Consider the following 17,709-nt stretch of genomic DNA (forward strand, 5'->3'; position numbering starts at 1 on the left):
TCTATTTCGGCATTTAATTTTTACAACTCAAAACAATAGAGTAAGAAACACCATAAAAAGTCTATTATTTCAGCCTATTATGCTCATCATCTTTACGTTCAAATTCACCTTCGAAGGTTTTTCCCGTTTCAGATGGTTCAAAGTCACGATCAAATGGGGCTTTGTTATGACGGCTATCATCAAACTGCGCCTGAAAACGGCCTGATACACCATTCACCACCACTTTATTCATCAAATAGTTGGCAAGCAAAGCCCGAGGCGCAGGCAATAGCACCACCATACCAAGTGCATCGGTCAAAAAACCCGGTACTAAAAGCAGCACACCCGCCACCGCCAGCATCACGCCCTCAATAATTTGCTGCGCAGGTAGCTCACCTTGGTGCAAACGGTGTTGAACGCTAAGTAAAGTTTGTATCCCTTGACTACGAACCAATGATGCACCAACAAATGCCGTAATCAGCACCAAGGCGATAGTTGGCCACATACCTAGCAAGCTGCCTACTTGGATAAAGAGGCCAATTTCAATGATTGGCACAAAAATAAAAGCCAGAAGTAAGATTGGAAACACACGCCCTCCTTTGTTTATTGCTCTCACCTTACCGTCAACTACAGGCGACTACAACACTCAACGCTCAATCAAAGAGCACGACCTCACAACCTAAATAACTAAATAGAGCCACTATCTATCTTAAAATAGACCGAATATTGGCTCTATCTGAAATCCATTCACTCGCTCATTTTGCTAACAAAACCTGAACAAATCTCATACCACACAGACAAATCCAACCGTCGGCATCACAACTATTTATCAACGCGATCACTGTTTTTAAAACCTAAAAATAACGCCTATGAGTGCGTATCAAATTTTCATAAAATATTGACCTAAAAGGTGATCCACTTACTATTTTTTAAATCTAGGTTGAGTATGATGTGCCACAGAAGTCAGGACGGATTTTCCAGCCTAAAATTCTGACGAATGGATTCTTAAACTGCAGAAATGGCTAATAATTTCACTAATTATCAGAATAATTCTCTAAGGATCCTGTTATGGCTACCCTATCAGAAACGACAGCTGCTACCGCTAACTCGGCCACTCGTATCGAAGAAGATCTATTAGGTCAACGTCACGTTCCTGCTGACGCGTATTACGGCATTCATACGCTGCGCGCTATCGAAAACTTTAATATTTCAAAATCAACCATTTCTGATGTGCCTGAATTTGTACGCGGTATGGTGATGACCAAAAAAGCCGCCACGCTAGCCAACAAAGAGCTCGGCGTCATTCCAAGCCAAGTGGCTAATTATATCCTCCAAGCGTGTGACTTGATCCTAGAAACAGGTAAGTGCATGGATCAATTTCCGTCAGACGTATACCAAGGCGGAGCCGGCACTTCTGTCAATATGAACACCAACGAAGTGATCGCGAACCTTGCTCTGGAATTAATGGGTAAAGAAAAGGGTCAGTACGAGTTCATCAACCCGAACGACCACGTCAATAAAAGCCAATCGACCAACTGTGCTTACCCTACCGGTTTTCGCATTGCGGTATACAACAGCATCCTGAAACTGATTGATTCTATTGCGTACCTAAAAGGTGCGTTCGAGCTAAAAAGCCAAGAATTCTCAGGTATTTTAAAAATGGGTCGTACCCAACTGCAAGATGCCGTACCGATGACTGTAGGACAAGAGTTTCGAGCTTGGGCGGTCACTATTAATGAAGAGATCCGCAACCTAGAGTACACCTCTAAACTGCTGCTTGAGATCAACCTTGGTGCAACAGCGATCGGTACTGGCCTTAATGCGGCGCCAGGTTATCAAGCGGCTGCGGTGAAACACCTAGCCGCCGTAACGGGTTTACCTGTCGTTCCAGCAGAAGATTTAATTGAAGCAACGTCAGACTGCGGAGCTTATGTTATGGCGCATGGCGCGCTAAAACGCCTTGCCGTGAAACTCTCTAAAATCTGTAATGACTTACGTCTTCTTTCATCTGGCCCTCGCGCGGGTCTAAACGAGTTGAACCTACCTGAACTGCAAGCTGGGTCTTCCATCATGCCTGCCAAAGTAAACCCTGTGGTGCCTGAAGTGGTCAACCAAGTGTGCTTTAAAGTACTTGGTAACGACAACACTATTTCCTTTGCCGCAGAAGGTGGCCAATTACAGCTAAACGTGATGGAACCTGTGATTGCACAAAGCATGTTTGAGTCAATTGAAATTCTTTCAAACGCCTGTATAAACCTTCGTGACAAATGTATTGACGGTATCACTGTCAATAAAGAAGTGTGTGAAGCTTATGTATTCAACTCTATCGGTATCGTAACTTACTTGAACCCATACATTGGCCACCATGAAGGTGACATCGTGGGTAAAATTTGTGCGGAAACGGGTAAGAGCGTACGTGAAGTGGTGCTTGAGCGAGGCTTACTCACCGCCGAAGAGCTCGATGACATCTTATCTGTCGAAAACTTTATGCGCCCGCAGTACAAAGCAAAACGCTACGAATAATCAAAAAAGGCTCTGATTCAGAGCCTTTTTACTTTCTACAGGTTATTAAGTGAAGAAAAATTGCGTTACATCATGGCGCAAAGCATACCGTTCAATATCGCTGAACCTGTAGAATGACCCTATTTTTCATTATCTTTAGGAGTATAAGATGTTCTTAATTGAGTTCCTTATCGTATTAGGATGTATCCTAATTGGTGCAAGGATTGGTGGTATTGGGCTTGGTGTTATGGGCGGTATTGGCCTTGCTGTACTGAGCTTTGGATTTGGCATGCAACCAACCAGCCCACCGATTGATGTGATGTTGATGATCATGGCCGTGGTTGCAGCAGCAGCCTCAATGCAAGCGGCTGGCGGTTTAGATTATTTGATCAAAATTGCCACTAACATTTTGCATAAAAACCCTCGCCACATCACTTTCATCGCCCCTTTGGTAACTTACTTTTTTACAATGATGGCTGGTACAGGTCACGTGGCCTATTCAGTACTGCCCGTAATTGCTGAAGTGAGCCGTCGCAGTGGTATTCGCCCAGAACGTCCTTTAGGTATGGCGGTGATCGCGTCACAATTTGCGATTGTAGCTAGCCCAATTGCGGCCGCCGTCGTGGCGTTAGTCGCCTTCTTAGAACCACAAGGCATCACGCTAACGGATGTGTTGATGATCACCATCCCAAGTACCATTCTTGGTTTGGCTTGCGCGTGCTTATTCGTCAATAAAATCGGTGTTGAGCTGAAAGATGACCCAGAATATCAACGTCGCTTGCAAGACCCAGAATTTCGCGCAGAGATGGAACAAGAAGTATCGATTGCTGATATTCAAATCACGCCACAAGCGAAAAAATCGGTCGGGCTATTTTTGTTCGGTGCCATTGTGGTGGTGGTGATGGGTGCATTGCCTAGCTTGCGCCCACAATTTAACGGCTCAGCCATGGGGATGGCGCACACGATTGAAATCGTGATGCTGTCTATCGCGGCGCTGATCATTTTACTGTGCAAACCTGACGGCAACGCCATCAGCCAAGGTTCCGTATTCCATGCAGGTATGCGTGCCATCGTAGCGATCTTCGGTATCGCTTGGTTAGGTGACACCTTCATTGCTGGCCATGGTGCCATGGTCAAAGAAGCGGTCTCTGGCTTAGTGGAAGTCGCACCATGGACATTCGCGTTCGCGTTATTTGCTCTGTCGGTGATGGTCAATAGCCAAGGCGCAACAACAGCCGTGTTAGTCCCTGTTGCAATAACCTTGGGTTTGCCACCAGCCATTATTATTGCGGTTTTCGTTGCCGTTAACGGTTACTTCTTCATTCCAAACTACGGCCCTATCATCGCATCTATCGACTTTGACCGGACTGGTACCACTCGTATTGGTAAGTATATTTTCAACCACAGCTTTATGCTCCCTGGCTTGTTAAGTATGGTGTTTAGTATTGGTTTTGGTTTGTTGTTCTCCAATATTTTGATGTAATCTCTACTATTGTTATAAGGGAGCTTTGGCTCCCTTTTTATTTGTCACGTATAAAATATTGATACATATCAATAAAGCAATAAATAATTACTTCTCTTCACTCATTCAGCTTAATGAATAAAATTTCAATATATTTACCCTACAACGATTATCCGCCTATCTCCATGTCTTCGAATAAAAAGCGTAAGAATATAATTCCATTATTTACACTCAATTACCCTAAATTAAATTCCCTAAAAAAATGGTGTGTAACTCGGTACTATTGTTTTGTGAAGCAAGACAAAGTTACGCTTTAAAACTCACCTTAGAATTTATACAGATATCTGAGCAAGTGAGCATTTATGTTCACTTAATAATAATTAAAACTTTTCATTTAACGTATTTAATTGAAGTTCCAATAACTTTTTATTCTTTCACCCCTAGTAGATAATATTTTAATGGGATGGCAGACTGAAGAACATTAGCCGCTGAACACACTCAGAATCTCGTTGTTCTCTGAGTGTAAGGAGATCGCTATGACAACCCAAACTGTATCCACGGAACCTAAAGGTGGCTTCTTTGCTAACTTTAAGTTTCCTTCCGCTTACACCATCCTTTTCATTCTAATTGCTCTTGTGGCCCTTTTAACCTGGATTGTGCCTGCCGGTCAGTATCAGCGCACCATGAATGAAGAACTGGGCAAAGAAGTGCCTATTGCGGGAACTTATCAACACGCAGAAGGTAACCCACAAGGGGTGATCGATGTGTTGATGGCACCGATTGACGGCTTTTATGACCACAACAGCTACGAAGCGGCCGCGATTGACGTGTCTCTGTTCATTTTAGTCATTGGTGGCTTTTTGGGCCTAGTGACCAAAACAGGTGCGATTGATGCGGGCATTGAACGCGTAACAGCGCGGCTTGAAGGGCGTGAAGAGTTGATGATACCCATCCTGATGGCGCTGTTTGCCGCAGGCGGTACGATTTACGGTATGGCGGAAGAATCCTTACCTTTCTACACCTTACTCGTACCTGTGATGATGGCCGCTCGTTTTGACCCACTGGTTGCCGCCGCTACCGTACTGCTTGGCGCGGGTATCGGTACGCTGGGCTCCACTATCAACCCGTTTGCCACCGTAATTGCGGCCAACGCAGCGGGCATTCCGTTTACTGATGGCATCATGTTGCGCTTAGCAATGTTAGCTGTCGGCTGGGTTATCTGTGTACTGTACGTGATGCGCTATGCGAAAATGGTGCAAGCAGATCAAAGCAAATCGATTGTGTACGACAAGTACGAAGAGAACAAAGCTCACTTCCTTGGCAACCAAAGTGGAGAGAAACTCGAATTCACCGCCACCCGCAAAGTTATTTTGACCATTTTCGCGGCCGCTTTTGGCGTGATGATTTATGGTGTATCTGTTGCTGGATGGTGGATGGCTGAGATCTCAGCGATGTTCTTGGGCGCAACCATCATTATCGGTTTAATTGCTCGTATGAGTGAAGAGGAATTCACTACCAGCTTTATTGATGGCGCACGAGACCTACTAGGCGTAGCGCTGATCATTGGTATCGCACGCGGCATTGTAGTGGTAATGGACCGAGGAATGATCACCGACACTATTTTGTTCTCAGCCGAGCAAATGGTTACTGGCCTTCCATCCATCATTTTTATTAACGTAATGTATTTACTGGAAATTCTTCTCTCTTTCCTTGTACCTTCGTCTTCTGGCCTTGCGGTATTAACCATGCCCATCATGGCTCCATTGGCTGACTTTGCAGGCGTTGGTCGCGACCTTGTCGTCACGGCTTACCAATCAGCTTCAGGGATAGTCAACCTCATCACGCCAACTTCTGCGGTAGTGATGGGCGGCTTAGCAATTGCTCGTGTACCTTATGTTCGCTGGGTGAAATGGGTCGCACCACTGTTAGGCATATTGTGCGTATTCATTATGCTATCTCTCAGCCTAGGTGCGATGCTATAGCGCCAAACTGATCAACGATATGTCGTAGGTGAAAACCGCGTCACATCCTTTAAAAGCCGCATGATTGCGGCTTTTTTATTGGCAGGCCGACTTAGGCTCATTGGCTGCGCAGCTACTCAACTCTAAACATGATACGTTAGCCAAATCAGGAAATGATGGCTTTCAACGTCGTTAGATCGTCATTAGTTTTGATGGCTATTTTTTTATAGCAATCGGCTGGGATAAATAACCACTTTTGGTGACTAAATAAAACGCGGCCGATATTCCTTTATTACCAAATTCAGATCGCCTGCTATTTCATCTCTCATTTTCCGTCCTCTATTACGCCAATTCAGACAAAACATCCACATTAGAAAGCCTGCGTCAGATCAAGTTTTATTAAGAAAGTTATGTTAACACAGTCCATTTCTTCGACTCATATTCAACTATATACCCTTTTCAAGTGCATATTCTTAACCAATTCTAAGAATTATCGACGTGTTTTTGGTGCATAAAATTCCCGACCAAAATACCTGTCCTATATGGAGTAGTGCTGCGTGAGATTTAAATTGAATGAACATCCATAAAAAAAGCAGTAATAAATATGACACTCACAATATAAACACTGCATAAACATTGTTAAAAAACTCTTATTTTCGCCGAATTTCAATATAAATCATTCTGTGATGGACCTCTAAGAACATATACAGACCAAGGGTAATATTAATTGCAGAACAAAGAAGTGAATAAATAAATTCATACTAAATTCCCTACAGAAATAATTATGTATTTATCCAGAAAAAGTTGAATTTAATGTCAAAAATATAACGGCATAAATGCATATAAATTAAGAGAGATACTATTATGAGTAAGTTATATGTTGGTTCTGAAATTGGTCAATTACGTCGAGTTCTTGTTCACCGCCCAAGACGCTCACTCACTCACTTAACACCATCAAACTGTCACGATCTTTTGTTTGATGATGTATTGGCCGTAGAGCGTGCGGGGAAAGAGCATGATGCGTTCACACAAACGCTACGTGACCAAGGTGTTGAAGTTTTACTGCTGACCGATCTATTAGCCGACACGCTAGCGGTTCCCGTCGCAAAAGAGTGGCTGCTTACTCAACAAGTATCGGATTACCGCCTTGGCAAAACATTTGCGAATGACGTGCGCTGCTACCTCAGCGATCTGCCAAACCTTGAATTGGCAAAAATCCTGACAGGCGGTTTGTCTTACGCTGAAATGCCAATGAAATCCTCTTCAATGATGCAAGGCTTGCATACACCAACCGATTTCATCATTGAACCACTGCCAAACCATCTATTTACTCGCGATACGTCTTGCTGGGTATACGGTGGCGTGTCAATCAACCCGATGGCAAAACCTGCACGTCAACGTGAAACCAACCATGTGCGTGCGATTTACCGCTGGCATCCAAGCTTTGCGGGCCAAGACTTCATTAAATACTTCGGTGATGACGAGAGCATTAATTACGATAATTCAACCATTGAAGGTGGCGACGTTCTTGTGATTGGCAAAGGTGCTGTACTGATTGGTATGTCTGAGCGCACCACAGCGCAAGGTGTTGAACACTTAGCTGCGGGCCTATTTAAACATGGCCAAGCGAAGCAAATCATTGCGATGGAACTACCAAAACACCGCTCTTGCATGCACTTAGATACCGTCATGACACACATGCGTGAAGACACCTTCTCTGTTTACCCAGAAGTAGTACGCAAAGATGTGAAATGCTGGAGCCTCACAGGCGATGAGTCTGGTGCCGTGAACGTCAAAGAAGAAGGTTACTTCGTGACCGCCATCGAAAAAGCACTTGGCGTTGACAAGCTCAACCTAATCACAACGGGCGGTGACAACTTCAACGCAGAACGTGAACAGTGGAACGATGCAAACAATGTCCTAACCGTCAAACCTGGCGTAGTGATTGGCTATGAAGGCAACACCTATACCAATGAAAAATACGACAAAGCAGGCATCACCGTTCTGTCTATTCCTGGTGACGAATTGGGCCGTGGCCGTGGCGGTGCACGCTGCATGAGCTGCCCAATTGAGCGTGACGGTATCTAGCCCTTAGGTTAATCAAATGGGTTGAGGCAAATCTCCTCTGCACGCATCAACCCACCTTAGAAGAGATAGAATTATGAGCAAACAAACTGTTGTTGTTGCATTAGGTGGAAACGCGCTACTTCGTCGTGGTCAGCCATTAGAAGCAGATGTTCAACGTCGCAACATTGAAATTGCAGTCAAAACCATTTCCGAAATAGCCAAACACTATAACGTGGTGCTGGTGCATGGCAATGGCCCTCAAGTTGGCCTGCTGGCACTACAAGGTCTCGAATACAAAAAAGTAGCGCCGTACCCACTCGACGTATTGGGCAGTGAAACTCAAGGGATGATTGGCTACATGTTGATGCAAGAGTTCAAAAACATGCTGCCTGAACGCAACATTTCGTGCATGTTGACCCAAATGATGGTCGACCCGAAAGACCCTGCATTTGCCAACCCAACCAAACCGATTGGCCCAGTTTATCAAGAAGCAGAAGCGCGTGAATTGGCTGAGAAATACCACTGGACAGTCAAGCCCGACGGCCAATATTTCCGCCGTGTGGTTCCGAGCCCTCAACCGATAGGCATCGTCGAACATGATGCGATTTCCCAGCTTATCAGCGCCGGTCATTTAGTGATTTGCACCGGTGGTGGCGGTATTCCAGTCAAACGTGAAAACGGCAAATTAGTCGGTGTAGAAGCAGTGATCGACAAAGACATGTCTGCTGCCTTTCTTGCCAAACAATTGAACGCCGACGCGCTGCTCATTTTGACCGATGCTGACGCCGTTTACCTTGATTGGGGCAAACCAACCCAACACGCGCTGCGCAGCACAACGCCAAGCGAGCTTGCCAACTATCAATTTGATGCTGGTTCTATGGGGCCAAAAATTGAAGCCTCGTGCGAATTCATTCAACAAGGTGGGAAAGTCGTTGGGATCGGCGCGTTAGAAGATGGCCTACGCATCTTAGAAGGCACAGCAGGCACCAACATCACGCGCGGATAAAACATTGTTTTTAAAATCTATTTTATAAACCGAATCTGTTTTTAACTTTAAACAAATAGTAACGCTTTCTTCCACCCTCTCATCAGAAGCAAGCGTTGCAAATGAGGAAAAGATCATGGCTTTTAACTTACGCAACCGTAACTTTCTAAAACTTCTTGATTTCACTCCACGCGAAATCCAGCACCTATTGGATCTATCCCTTGAGCTGAAAAAAGCCAAATACAACGGTTATGAGCAGCCTCGTCTCAAAGGCAAAAACATTGCACTTATCTTTGAAAAAACCTCAACTCGCACTCGCTGTGCATTCGAAGTAGCAGCGTTTGACCAAGGTGCTCAAGTCTCCTACTTAGGCCCATCAGGTTCACAAATTGGCCACAAAGAATCGATGAAAGATACCGCGCGCGTCTTAGGCCGCATGTATGACGGCATCGAATATCGCGGCTTTGGTCAAGAGATCGTTGAAGAGCTTGGTGCCTACGCTGGCGTACCAGTATGGAACGGCTTAACTGACGAATTCCACCCAACACAAATTTTGGCTGATTTCCTTACCATGATCGAACATGGCCGTGGCAAACGCCTCCATGAAATGAAATTTGCCTACCTCGGTGATGCACGCAACAACATGGGTAACTCCTTGATGGTGGGCGCTGCGAAAATGGGCATGGACATTCGCCTTGTTGCACCCAAAGCGTTCTGGCCAACCGAAGAATTAGTCGCGGAATGTCGCGCTATTGCAAAGCAAACAGGCGCGAAAATTACGCTCACAGATGATGTTCAAGAAGGCGTTCAAGGCTGTGATTTCCTTTACACCGATGTTTGGGTATCGATGGGCGAAGCGAAAGAAGCATGGGCAGAGCGCATTGAATTGATGCTGCCTTACCAAGTGAACATGGCAATGCTAAAAGCCACTGGTAACCCACATGTGAAATTCATGCACTGCTTGCCTGCTTTCCACGGCGAAGATACCACCGTTGGCAAAGAGCTTGCGAAAAACTACCCAGTGCTTGCCAAAGGCGTTGAAGTGACCGATGAAGTGATTGAATCTGAGCATTCCATCGTGTTCGATGAAGCTGAAAACCGCATGCACACCATCAAAGCCGTGATGGTGGCCACCTTAGGTAACTAACTTAGGTAACGAATAGTAGATAATGAATGTAGGCGATGAATCGTCTACTTCATTTCTTTGATGTTGAATCGATGCGAGCTTGAATAAAGCTCGCATTTTTTTTCAGTCAATAACACTCACAAATCGCGCCTATGCTTTAGCTGTAAACGCGTAGTAAACAACATCGAAATCAAGCTAATTTCGCATAAAAATCCATTTTCTGGATATTTTCCAAAGAGTATTGCCAGCGTGTTTTTTGTCCGTATAATCCTTCGCAATTTGTCTAAACGGAGCAGAAAATGAACCGCAGCACTCCCCATCAACGCCATCCATTACACCCGGCGCCGGTCGAGTTAGCTGTTTTGTTTTTCTGTTCTGAACGTTATTGAAGCCTCCTATTTTAGGGGGCTTTTTTTTAAGCAAAATTTCGCAAAGGCTAGTAGCCAAAGCGAACCATACAGAGGGAAGACACGTTATGGCGCATTCGTTATTTAACAAGCACATCATTTCCATTCCAGAACTGAGCCGTGCGGAACTGGAGCTGATTGTTGAAACTGCAACAAGGCTTAAAGCGGAACCAAACCCTGAACTTCTCAAAAATAAAGTGGTGGCAAGCTGCTTCTTTGAACCTTCTACACGTACCCGTTTGTCGTTTGAAACGGCAGTGCAGCGCCTAGGCGGCACAGTGATTGGTTTTGATAATGGCGGCAATACGTCACTTGCCAAGAAAGGGGAAACCTTAGCTGACTCGGTGCAAGTTATTTCCTCTTATGTCGATGCATTTGTCATGCGCCACCCACAAGAAGGCGCTGCACGTTTAGCCTCTGAGTTTTCCAACGGCGTTCCCGTAGTCAACGGTGGCGATGGTGCTAACCAGCATCCCACTCAAACCTTGCTCGATCTGTTTTCCATTTATGAAACGCAAGGCAGGCTCGATAACCTTAACGTCGCGTTCGTCGGCGACTTAAAATATGGCCGCACCGTCCATTCGCTCACCCAAGCCTTATCGAAATTCAACAATGTACGTTTCTTTTTTATCGCCCCAGAAGTGCTGGCGATGCCAGATTACATTTGCGAAGAGCTCTCAGAGGCTGGCATTGCGTTTAGTTTGCACGCCAGCATTGAAGAGGTCGTGCCTGAACTGGATGTGCTGTACATGACGCGCGTACAAAAAGAGCGCTTTGATGCATCCGAATACGCGCACATGAAATCGGCTTACATCTTAACCGCAGAAACATTAAAAGAAGCGCGTCACAATTTAAAAGTGCTGCACCCACTGCCTCGGGTCGATGAAATCACCACCGATGTCGATAAAACACCTTACGCCTACTATTTCCAACAAGCCGAAAACGGCGTTTATGCGCGTGAAGCTTTATTAGCCCTTGTTCTTAACCCAACCTTATAAGTAGGAGATAACATCATGGTAAAAGAGACCCAATTACAAGTTGAAGCGATTCGTAACGGTAGCGTGATTGACCATATCCCTGCCAACCTTGGGATCAAAATTCTCTCTTTGTTTAAGTTAAATGAAACCAATCAACGTGTGACGATTGGCCTAAACCTACCCTCTTCTGCGTTAGGTAATAAAGATCTGATTAAAATCGAAAACCTTTATCTCACCAAAGAGCAAGCGAACCAATTAGCACTGTATGCCCCGAAAGCCACCGTCAATCAAATTGAAGAGTATAAAGTGGTCAACAAACTGACCCTCACTTTGCCAGAGCGAATTGACAGCGTATTTCGTTGCCCAAACAGCAACTGCATCTCTCATGGCGAGCCTGTCGAGAGCCGCTTTAAAGTGCAACTCAAACAAGAGAATGTGCATCTCAAATGCCACTATTGTGAGAAAGTATTCTCGCGCGAAATCATGACTGAACGTTGCTAAAACAGCACTAAGCGCGCATCCATCGCGTTTACAGCCCTGCCAGCCTCCAGCGTCCTAACTCGGCGCTGGACCAACTTACGAATCTTGCATATTTCCGTGCATATTATTCCATCAAATCAACATAAAACGCCAAAAATCAATCGGTAATCTAGTTTATTATTTGGTGATCCCCCGCAAAAAGCGACACATTGATTAATGTTAAGCTACAAGCATCAATAATAATCCCCCACCACTTATAGAGGGGAAAAGAGCAATGCTCAACCGTTGCGCCATTGGCGTTAAACATAACGTGAACTCACACTCTATGGCTTTGGGAGTGTGCTGGCATGGTAAGGATCACCGATACCCCAGACGCAGTAGCGTGTATAAAAGGAACCGCCCGTGAACAGAAAAATCCCCCACGGCGCAATGCAAACCGATGACAAAACGTTAGCTTCCGCTTGTAAAAAAATCCTACAACAACAAAGTTTTGCTAACCAAAATGAGCTACGACTCAGGCTAATAGAGCTCGGCTACGAAGGCATTAGCCAATCCACTGTGTCACGCTTGCTTTCCCAACTTGGTGTGGTGAAAGTGCAAAATGCGTGCGGGAAAAAAGTGTACTGCATTACGGTCGAAACCGCGCCAGTGCGTGTTGAGTCATCTATCGCCTCACAAATTGAGTTTATCACTCACAATCAATCCACTGTGGTGGTGAAAACTCATCCTGGAAGTGCTCAATTGGTCGCGCGATTGGTTGATATTGATCCCCACACTGAGATTTTAGGAACGGTCGGTGGTAATGACACTGTGCTTATTATTCCCAAAGACATCAATAATATTGAAGCGTGTGAAGCGGTGGTGAAAACTCGCCTAGGTGTCGCTTAACCCCCATCGCCCAGCCAAGTGAGGTCCACAACCTCACTTGGCTTTTCTCGCTTCACTGCCTCATCAGCGACGATTTTTCCATCACTGTGAAACTTATTGCGCCGAAAAGCGGTCTGATTGGGTTAAGATGACACTCACCTAATGAAGACTCGATTTTTGTATGCGCCTACTCTTTTCCTTTGTACTGCTAGCTCTGCTGACACTTTCCCAACCTGCGTTGGCGGTCTTCGGCAATGACAATCCATTCAATAGTGGTAACAACCTCGGTTTGGCCTCAGCCGACAATCAATTTGTCCCAGTTGACCAAGCGTTTCCTTTTCATGCCGAACAGCAAGGTAGACAGGTATTCTTAGATTGGCAGGTCAAGCAAGGCTATTACCTCTACCAAGATCGGATCAGTATCAGCGCCGAAAATGCACAGCTTGGTGAAATCGAGATGCTCGATGGTCAGCCATATCACGATGAATTTTTTGGTGATGTGAAGATTTATACTGAGCCACTGTTTGTCGACGTACCGCTCCTCAGTGCAGCAGCGAACGCCAAATTAATTATCCAGTACCAAGGGTGTGCAAAAGCGGGCTTTTGCTATCCACCAGAAACGCGAATTATCGACCTTCAAGCTGTGGCAAGCGATACTCGCTCTGACAACAACACGGCGGCCAATATGGCGAAAAGCGAAACAGATTCGCCAAAAGCGCCCGTGGCTGAACAAGACGGGCTAGCAAACCGCCTCGCCGATTCTTGGTGGACACCGCTGCTCTTTTTAGCACTTGGCGTTGGCCTAGCCTTTACCCCTTGTGTACTCCCGATGTACCCAATCCTCACCAGTATCGTGCTTGGCCGTGGCCAACTTTCACAACAGCGCGCGTTGATTTTATCGTTTATTTACGTGCAAGGTATGGCGCTCACTTATACCGTACTTGGCCTAGTCGTCGCTTCGGCTGGGTTACAATTTCAAGCCGCGATGCAGCACCCTTATGTACTGATTGGTCTCAGTACCCTATTTGTGCTACTCGCCCTGTCGATGTTTGGCGTTTATACCTTGCAACTGCCAAGCAAAGTGCAGACTTGGCTAAACAGCCTGAGTAATAAGCAGCAAGGCGGTAGCAGTGTTGGTGTGTTTGCCATGGGCGCGATTTCCGGTTTGGTTTGCTCACCGTGCACCACCGCGCCTCTTTCTGGCGCACTGCTGTATGTCGCGCAAAGTGGCGACCTATTCACGGGGGCGATTGCACTGTATGCCTTAGCAATGGGCATGGGGATTCCGCTGATTTTGGTCGCCGTGTTTGGTAACAAACTGCTGCCCAAAGCCGGTGGCTGGATGGAGAGAGTCAAAACACTATTTGGCTTTATTTTACTGGCTGCGCCGATCTTCTTACTTGAACGCTTATTGCCACCAGTGTGGTCAACGGCGCTCTGGTCTGCGCTTGGGATCGTCGCGTTTGGTTGGCTCTATCATTGTAAAAACAGCTTGCCGTTTGGTGGCTGGAAACAGAGCATGGTTGGCATTATTGCGGTATTGGGTCTGTTTGCTTCAGCGCAACCTGCACTGGATGTGTGGTTTAAGCCAGAACAAACCAACCTAGCAAGCCCTAGCCATGTCGAGTTCATTCGGGTGAATAATATTGCCGAGCTCAACTTGCAGTTGAGCCAAGCCAAATTAGCAGGTAAACCCGTCATGCTCGATTTCTACGCCGACTGGTGCGTGGCGTGTAAAGAGTTTGAAAAGTACACTTTCCATCAGCAAGAGGTCGCGCAGAAACTGCAAAACTTTGTGCTATTGCAAGCGGACGTCACCAAAAATCAGCCACAAGATATTGAGCTACTCAAGGCGATGAACGTGCTAGGGTTACCGACGATTGATTTTTGGAATGCGCAAGGTGAACGCGTTTCAAACGCACGTATCAGCGGTTTTATGCCAGCCGATCGCTTTTTAGCGCACCTCACCGCCCACCAGCTTTAAGGTTTACCGATTATTGCCGACTGTTTGAGCAAGCCATTGCAACCGTCGGCAATAATAGCGCGTGAACGCCATCACTTCTTCTCGAACCGCTTGGCATGCACCACTCTCAGATCAGGCTCAGTCACTACTAAGTATCAGACAAAAAGTGGATACAGTTCAGACTTTTAGCGTATAAAGATTGTTCAGTGAGAGATCGCGGTCAATAATCGATTTAACGACATTGCTAAAAGTGTAAAACGTCATGGATTCGACCTACACCATCATCATTGCTGACGACCACCCTCTGTTTCGCAATGCGCTATTTCAATCGGTGCATATGGCGATAAGCGGTGCCAATTTATTGGAAGCGGATTCGCTAGATGCCCTGTTAGCCTTATTAACCAAACAGAGCGATGTGGATTTGCTGCTGTTGGATCTCAAAATGCCAGGCGCAAATGGGATGTCAGGGCTCATTCACTTGCGAGCCGAATACCCTGATTTACCGATTGTGGTGATTTCAGCCAGTGAAGAACCTTCGGTGGTAGCGCAAGTAAAAAGCCACGGTGCCTTTGGTTTTATTCCTAAATCGAGTGACATGCGTGCGCTGATCTCGGCGCTCAATCAAGTCCTAGCCGGTGACCCATTTTTCCCTGAAGGGCTAATTGCCAATCACGCCGCATGCAATGATTTAACCAAGAAAATTGCCGCCTTAACCCCGCAACAATACAAAGTATTAGGCATGCTCTCTGATGGACTACTCAACAAACAAATCGCCTATGAGCTTAATGTTTCTGAGGCAACCATCAAAGCGCACATGACGGCTATTTTCCGTAAACTTGGGGTTAAAAACCGTACCCAAGCAGTAATTTTACTCAATGAGTTGGGCGAGTAGTCGGCTACTCGCTCGCTTCATCTAACGTCTCTTCTAAAGGTAATCGCAAACCGACTTTGGTTGCTTGCCAATCGGCCACGTCCGCCACGACCAGATACAGACCTTGCCATTCAAAATGGTCACCCAATACTTGTGTGGCTCCGAGCTCTTGGATCAGCAAATCGTTGAGCGTCATCTCTTGATTGAGGTGCTCAATCGTCAAACCATAATAGGCTGCGACATCAACGAGTTTTGCATCCACATCCAAAAAGAAGTCACCAAAGAAGCGCTCTAACGAGGCTTTTTCTGGCGCTTCACTGAATAGGTTGCTCAGTGATTCGAGATCTTTCTCCTGTGCTAACACGCACAAGACATCGCCCTCTTGCAACTTGGTGCTGCCCGATGGGTGAAGCAGTTGTTCATCACGAAACACGGCGGTAATACGTGTTCCTTCAGGCATAGAGAGGTTGCGTAATGGCTCGCCAATACACCATTTATCTTGTTTGAGTTTATAGACCAACATTTCCCATTCGCTGCACGGGTATATCTCAACACCGGTACGTGAAATTGGCTCAGGTTTGGGCGGTAGTTCAACGCGAGCCAAAGCAGCGGCTTTCATCAAGGTCCCACCTTGCACCACTAACGATACCATCACCACGAAGAAGGCTAAGTTAAAATAGAGCTGCGCGTTCGGTAAACCGGCCATCATTGGGAAAACCGCTAAAATAATGGGTACTGCGCCGCGCAGTCCAACCCAAGAGATAAACCACTTTTCACGCGCGGTAAATGCTTTGAATGGTAATAAACCAATCCATACAGAAATGGGGCGCGCAAACAAAATCATACCAAAGGCGAGCGCAAGGCCCGGCACCGCAATGGTCAGCAATTCAGAAGGTGTGACCAATAACCCAAGCACAAGGAACATACCGATTTGACTAAGCCACGTCATCCCATCCAGTACGTTCAAGATCGAGTAACGGCAACGGGTCGGTTTATTACCCAGCAGTAACCCCGTCAAATAGATAGATAAAATACCACTGCCGCCGAGTGAATTGGACAGCGCAAAGATAATCAAACCGCCACTGATGGCCAAAATGGAGTAGAGCCCTTCTGGAAGTTGATTGCTATTAATCAGCTTCCAGAGCAGCCAACCTCCGGCTAATCCAAATAAAGCCCCGAGACCAAATTGCTGGATAAAACTCAGCAGCAAGAATCCTGCGCTGAGATCATCGCCTTGGCTACCCAGTACCGCAATTAATGTCACGGTTAAAAACACCGCCATTGGATCGTTAGTGCCCGATTCAATCTCTAACGTTGAACCGACGCGCTCATTCAAGCTTCTCCCTTTAAGCAGGGAAAAAACCGCCGCCGCATCGGTTGAACCAACAATCGCGCCCACCAAAATACCTTGCAGCAATTCCAAATTAAACAGCCACGCCGCCATCAAGCCGGTGAGAATGGTGGTGATCGCCACCCCAAACGTTGCTAACGAAACTGACGGCCAAAAGGCAATCCGAAAACTGGCAACACGGGTACGCATGCCGCCATCTAATAGGATGATAGCAAGCGCTAAGTTACTGACTAAATAAGCAATCGGATAATTATCAAATAAGATGCCACCGGGGCCATCCTCCCCAGCCAACATACCCACCAATAAAAAAACGAGCAGAATAGGAATTCCTAACTTAGAAGAGACTGGACTTAACAACACACTTAATGCAATCAGCAAAGCACCTACGAGAAAAAAACCATTGATAGCGATTGCATCCATATTCCTTCCTTATTGATTTAATTATTATTGATTGAATAACCAACATAAATTCGCGTTCCATTGTGCCTTAGTTTAATCCGTTTTTAAGACAACTTTATGTAAACATTGATCGTTTTTATCGCGGCATGAATAACCAACCACATAAAAAATCATTAACTCGCCATGAGCGACTTTCCAATCAAGAGCTTATGATCTTATACTTTTGGCTAATTTAACATTTACTCAACATAAGAAAGGCCTTCTAAATTGAGGCATTTCATTTAGTTACAATGAATTGGAAAAAACAACATC

The 17,709-nt window shown here is 45.8% G+C and carries 13 protein-coding genes; 11 read left to right on the top strand and 2 right to left on the bottom strand.

Translation table 11 applies throughout. The features are described 5' to 3' along the window. Window positions 1-64 precede the first annotated feature (64 nt). Complete coding sequence (locus tag AACU59_RS09500; RefSeq protein ID WP_038149154.1) at window positions 65-568, bottom strand: FxsA family protein; 504 nt, start codon at window positions 566-568, stop codon at window positions 65-67. A gap of 479 nt (window positions 569-1,047) precedes the next feature. Here AACU59_RS09500 and aspA point away from each other — a divergent pair, with 479 nt between their 5' ends. From aspA to AACU59_RS09555, 11 genes are all read left to right on the top strand, one after another. Continuing rightward, window positions 1,048-2,502 carry an aspartate ammonia-lyase gene (gene aspA / locus AACU59_RS09505; RefSeq protein ID WP_094144540.1) on the top strand — a complete coding sequence of 485 codons (1,455 nt, stop codon included), beginning with the start codon at window positions 1,048-1,050 and terminating at the stop codon, window positions 2,500-2,502. Window positions 2,503-2,650: 148 nt separating this feature from the next. Next, complete coding sequence (locus AACU59_RS09510; RefSeq protein ID WP_017042196.1) at window positions 2,651-3,964, top strand: anaerobic C4-dicarboxylate transporter family protein; 1,314 nt, start codon at window positions 2,651-2,653, stop codon at window positions 3,962-3,964. A 515-nt stretch (window positions 3,965-4,479) separates the two neighbouring features. After that, window positions 4,480-5,925 carry a YfcC family protein gene (locus AACU59_RS09515; protein ID WP_094144818.1) on the top strand — a complete coding sequence of 482 codons (1,446 nt, stop codon included), beginning with the start codon at window positions 4,480-4,482 and terminating at the stop codon, window positions 5,923-5,925. Window positions 5,926-6,768: 843 nt separating this feature from the next. Continuing rightward, a complete protein-coding gene (arcA, locus tag AACU59_RS09520; RefSeq protein WP_161437598.1) occupies window positions 6,769-7,992 on the top strand; it encodes an arginine deiminase in 1,224 nt (407 codons plus the stop codon). A 73-nt stretch (window positions 7,993-8,065) separates the two neighbouring features. Next, complete coding sequence (arcC, locus tag AACU59_RS09525) at window positions 8,066-8,977, top strand: carbamate kinase (RefSeq protein WP_161437599.1); 912 nt, start codon at window positions 8,066-8,068, stop codon at window positions 8,975-8,977. 115 nt (window positions 8,978-9,092) lie between these two features. Beyond that, on the top strand, window positions 9,093-10,103 hold the full coding sequence (locus AACU59_RS09530) for an ornithine carbamoyltransferase (protein WP_088732918.1): 1,011 nt from the start codon (window positions 9,093-9,095) through the stop codon (window positions 10,101-10,103). A 454-nt stretch (window positions 10,104-10,557) separates the two neighbouring features. After that, the gene (gene pyrB / locus AACU59_RS09535) at window positions 10,558-11,487 is read left to right on the top strand and encodes an aspartate carbamoyltransferase (protein WP_017042200.1); all 930 of its coding nucleotides are present in this window, start codon (window positions 10,558-10,560) and stop codon (window positions 11,485-11,487) included. Window positions 11,488-11,502: 15 nt separating this feature from the next. Continuing rightward, a complete protein-coding gene (gene pyrI / locus AACU59_RS09540) occupies window positions 11,503-11,967 on the top strand; it encodes an aspartate carbamoyltransferase regulatory subunit (RefSeq protein ID WP_017042201.1) in 465 nt (154 codons plus the stop codon). A gap of 408 nt (window positions 11,968-12,375) precedes the next feature. After that, on the top strand, window positions 12,376-12,834 hold the full coding sequence (locus AACU59_RS09545; protein WP_088718009.1) for an arginine repressor: 459 nt from the start codon (window positions 12,376-12,378) through the stop codon (window positions 12,832-12,834). A gap of 160 nt (window positions 12,835-12,994) precedes the next feature. Next, window positions 12,995-14,797, top strand: coding sequence for a protein-disulfide reductase DsbD (locus AACU59_RS09550; RefSeq protein ID WP_094145269.1), 1,803 nt, complete (start codon window positions 12,995-12,997; stop codon window positions 14,795-14,797). A 241-nt stretch (window positions 14,798-15,038) separates the two neighbouring features. Further along, window positions 15,039-15,668, top strand: coding sequence for a response regulator transcription factor (locus AACU59_RS09555; RefSeq protein WP_013855820.1), 630 nt, complete (start codon window positions 15,039-15,041; stop codon window positions 15,666-15,668). A 4-nt stretch (window positions 15,669-15,672) separates the two neighbouring features. Here the strand turns inward: AACU59_RS09555 and AACU59_RS09560 are convergent, their stop codons facing one another. After that, on the bottom strand, window positions 15,673-17,418 hold the full coding sequence (locus AACU59_RS09560) for a potassium/proton antiporter (RefSeq protein ID WP_094145268.1): 1,746 nt from the start codon (window positions 17,416-17,418) through the stop codon (window positions 15,673-15,675). Window positions 17,419-17,709: the final 291 nt, after the last annotated feature.

The organism is Vibrio sp. V23_P3S9T160, from assembly GCF_963886625.1.
Lineage (GTDB): Bacteria > Pseudomonadota > Gammaproteobacteria > Enterobacterales > Vibrionaceae > Vibrio > Vibrio anguillarum.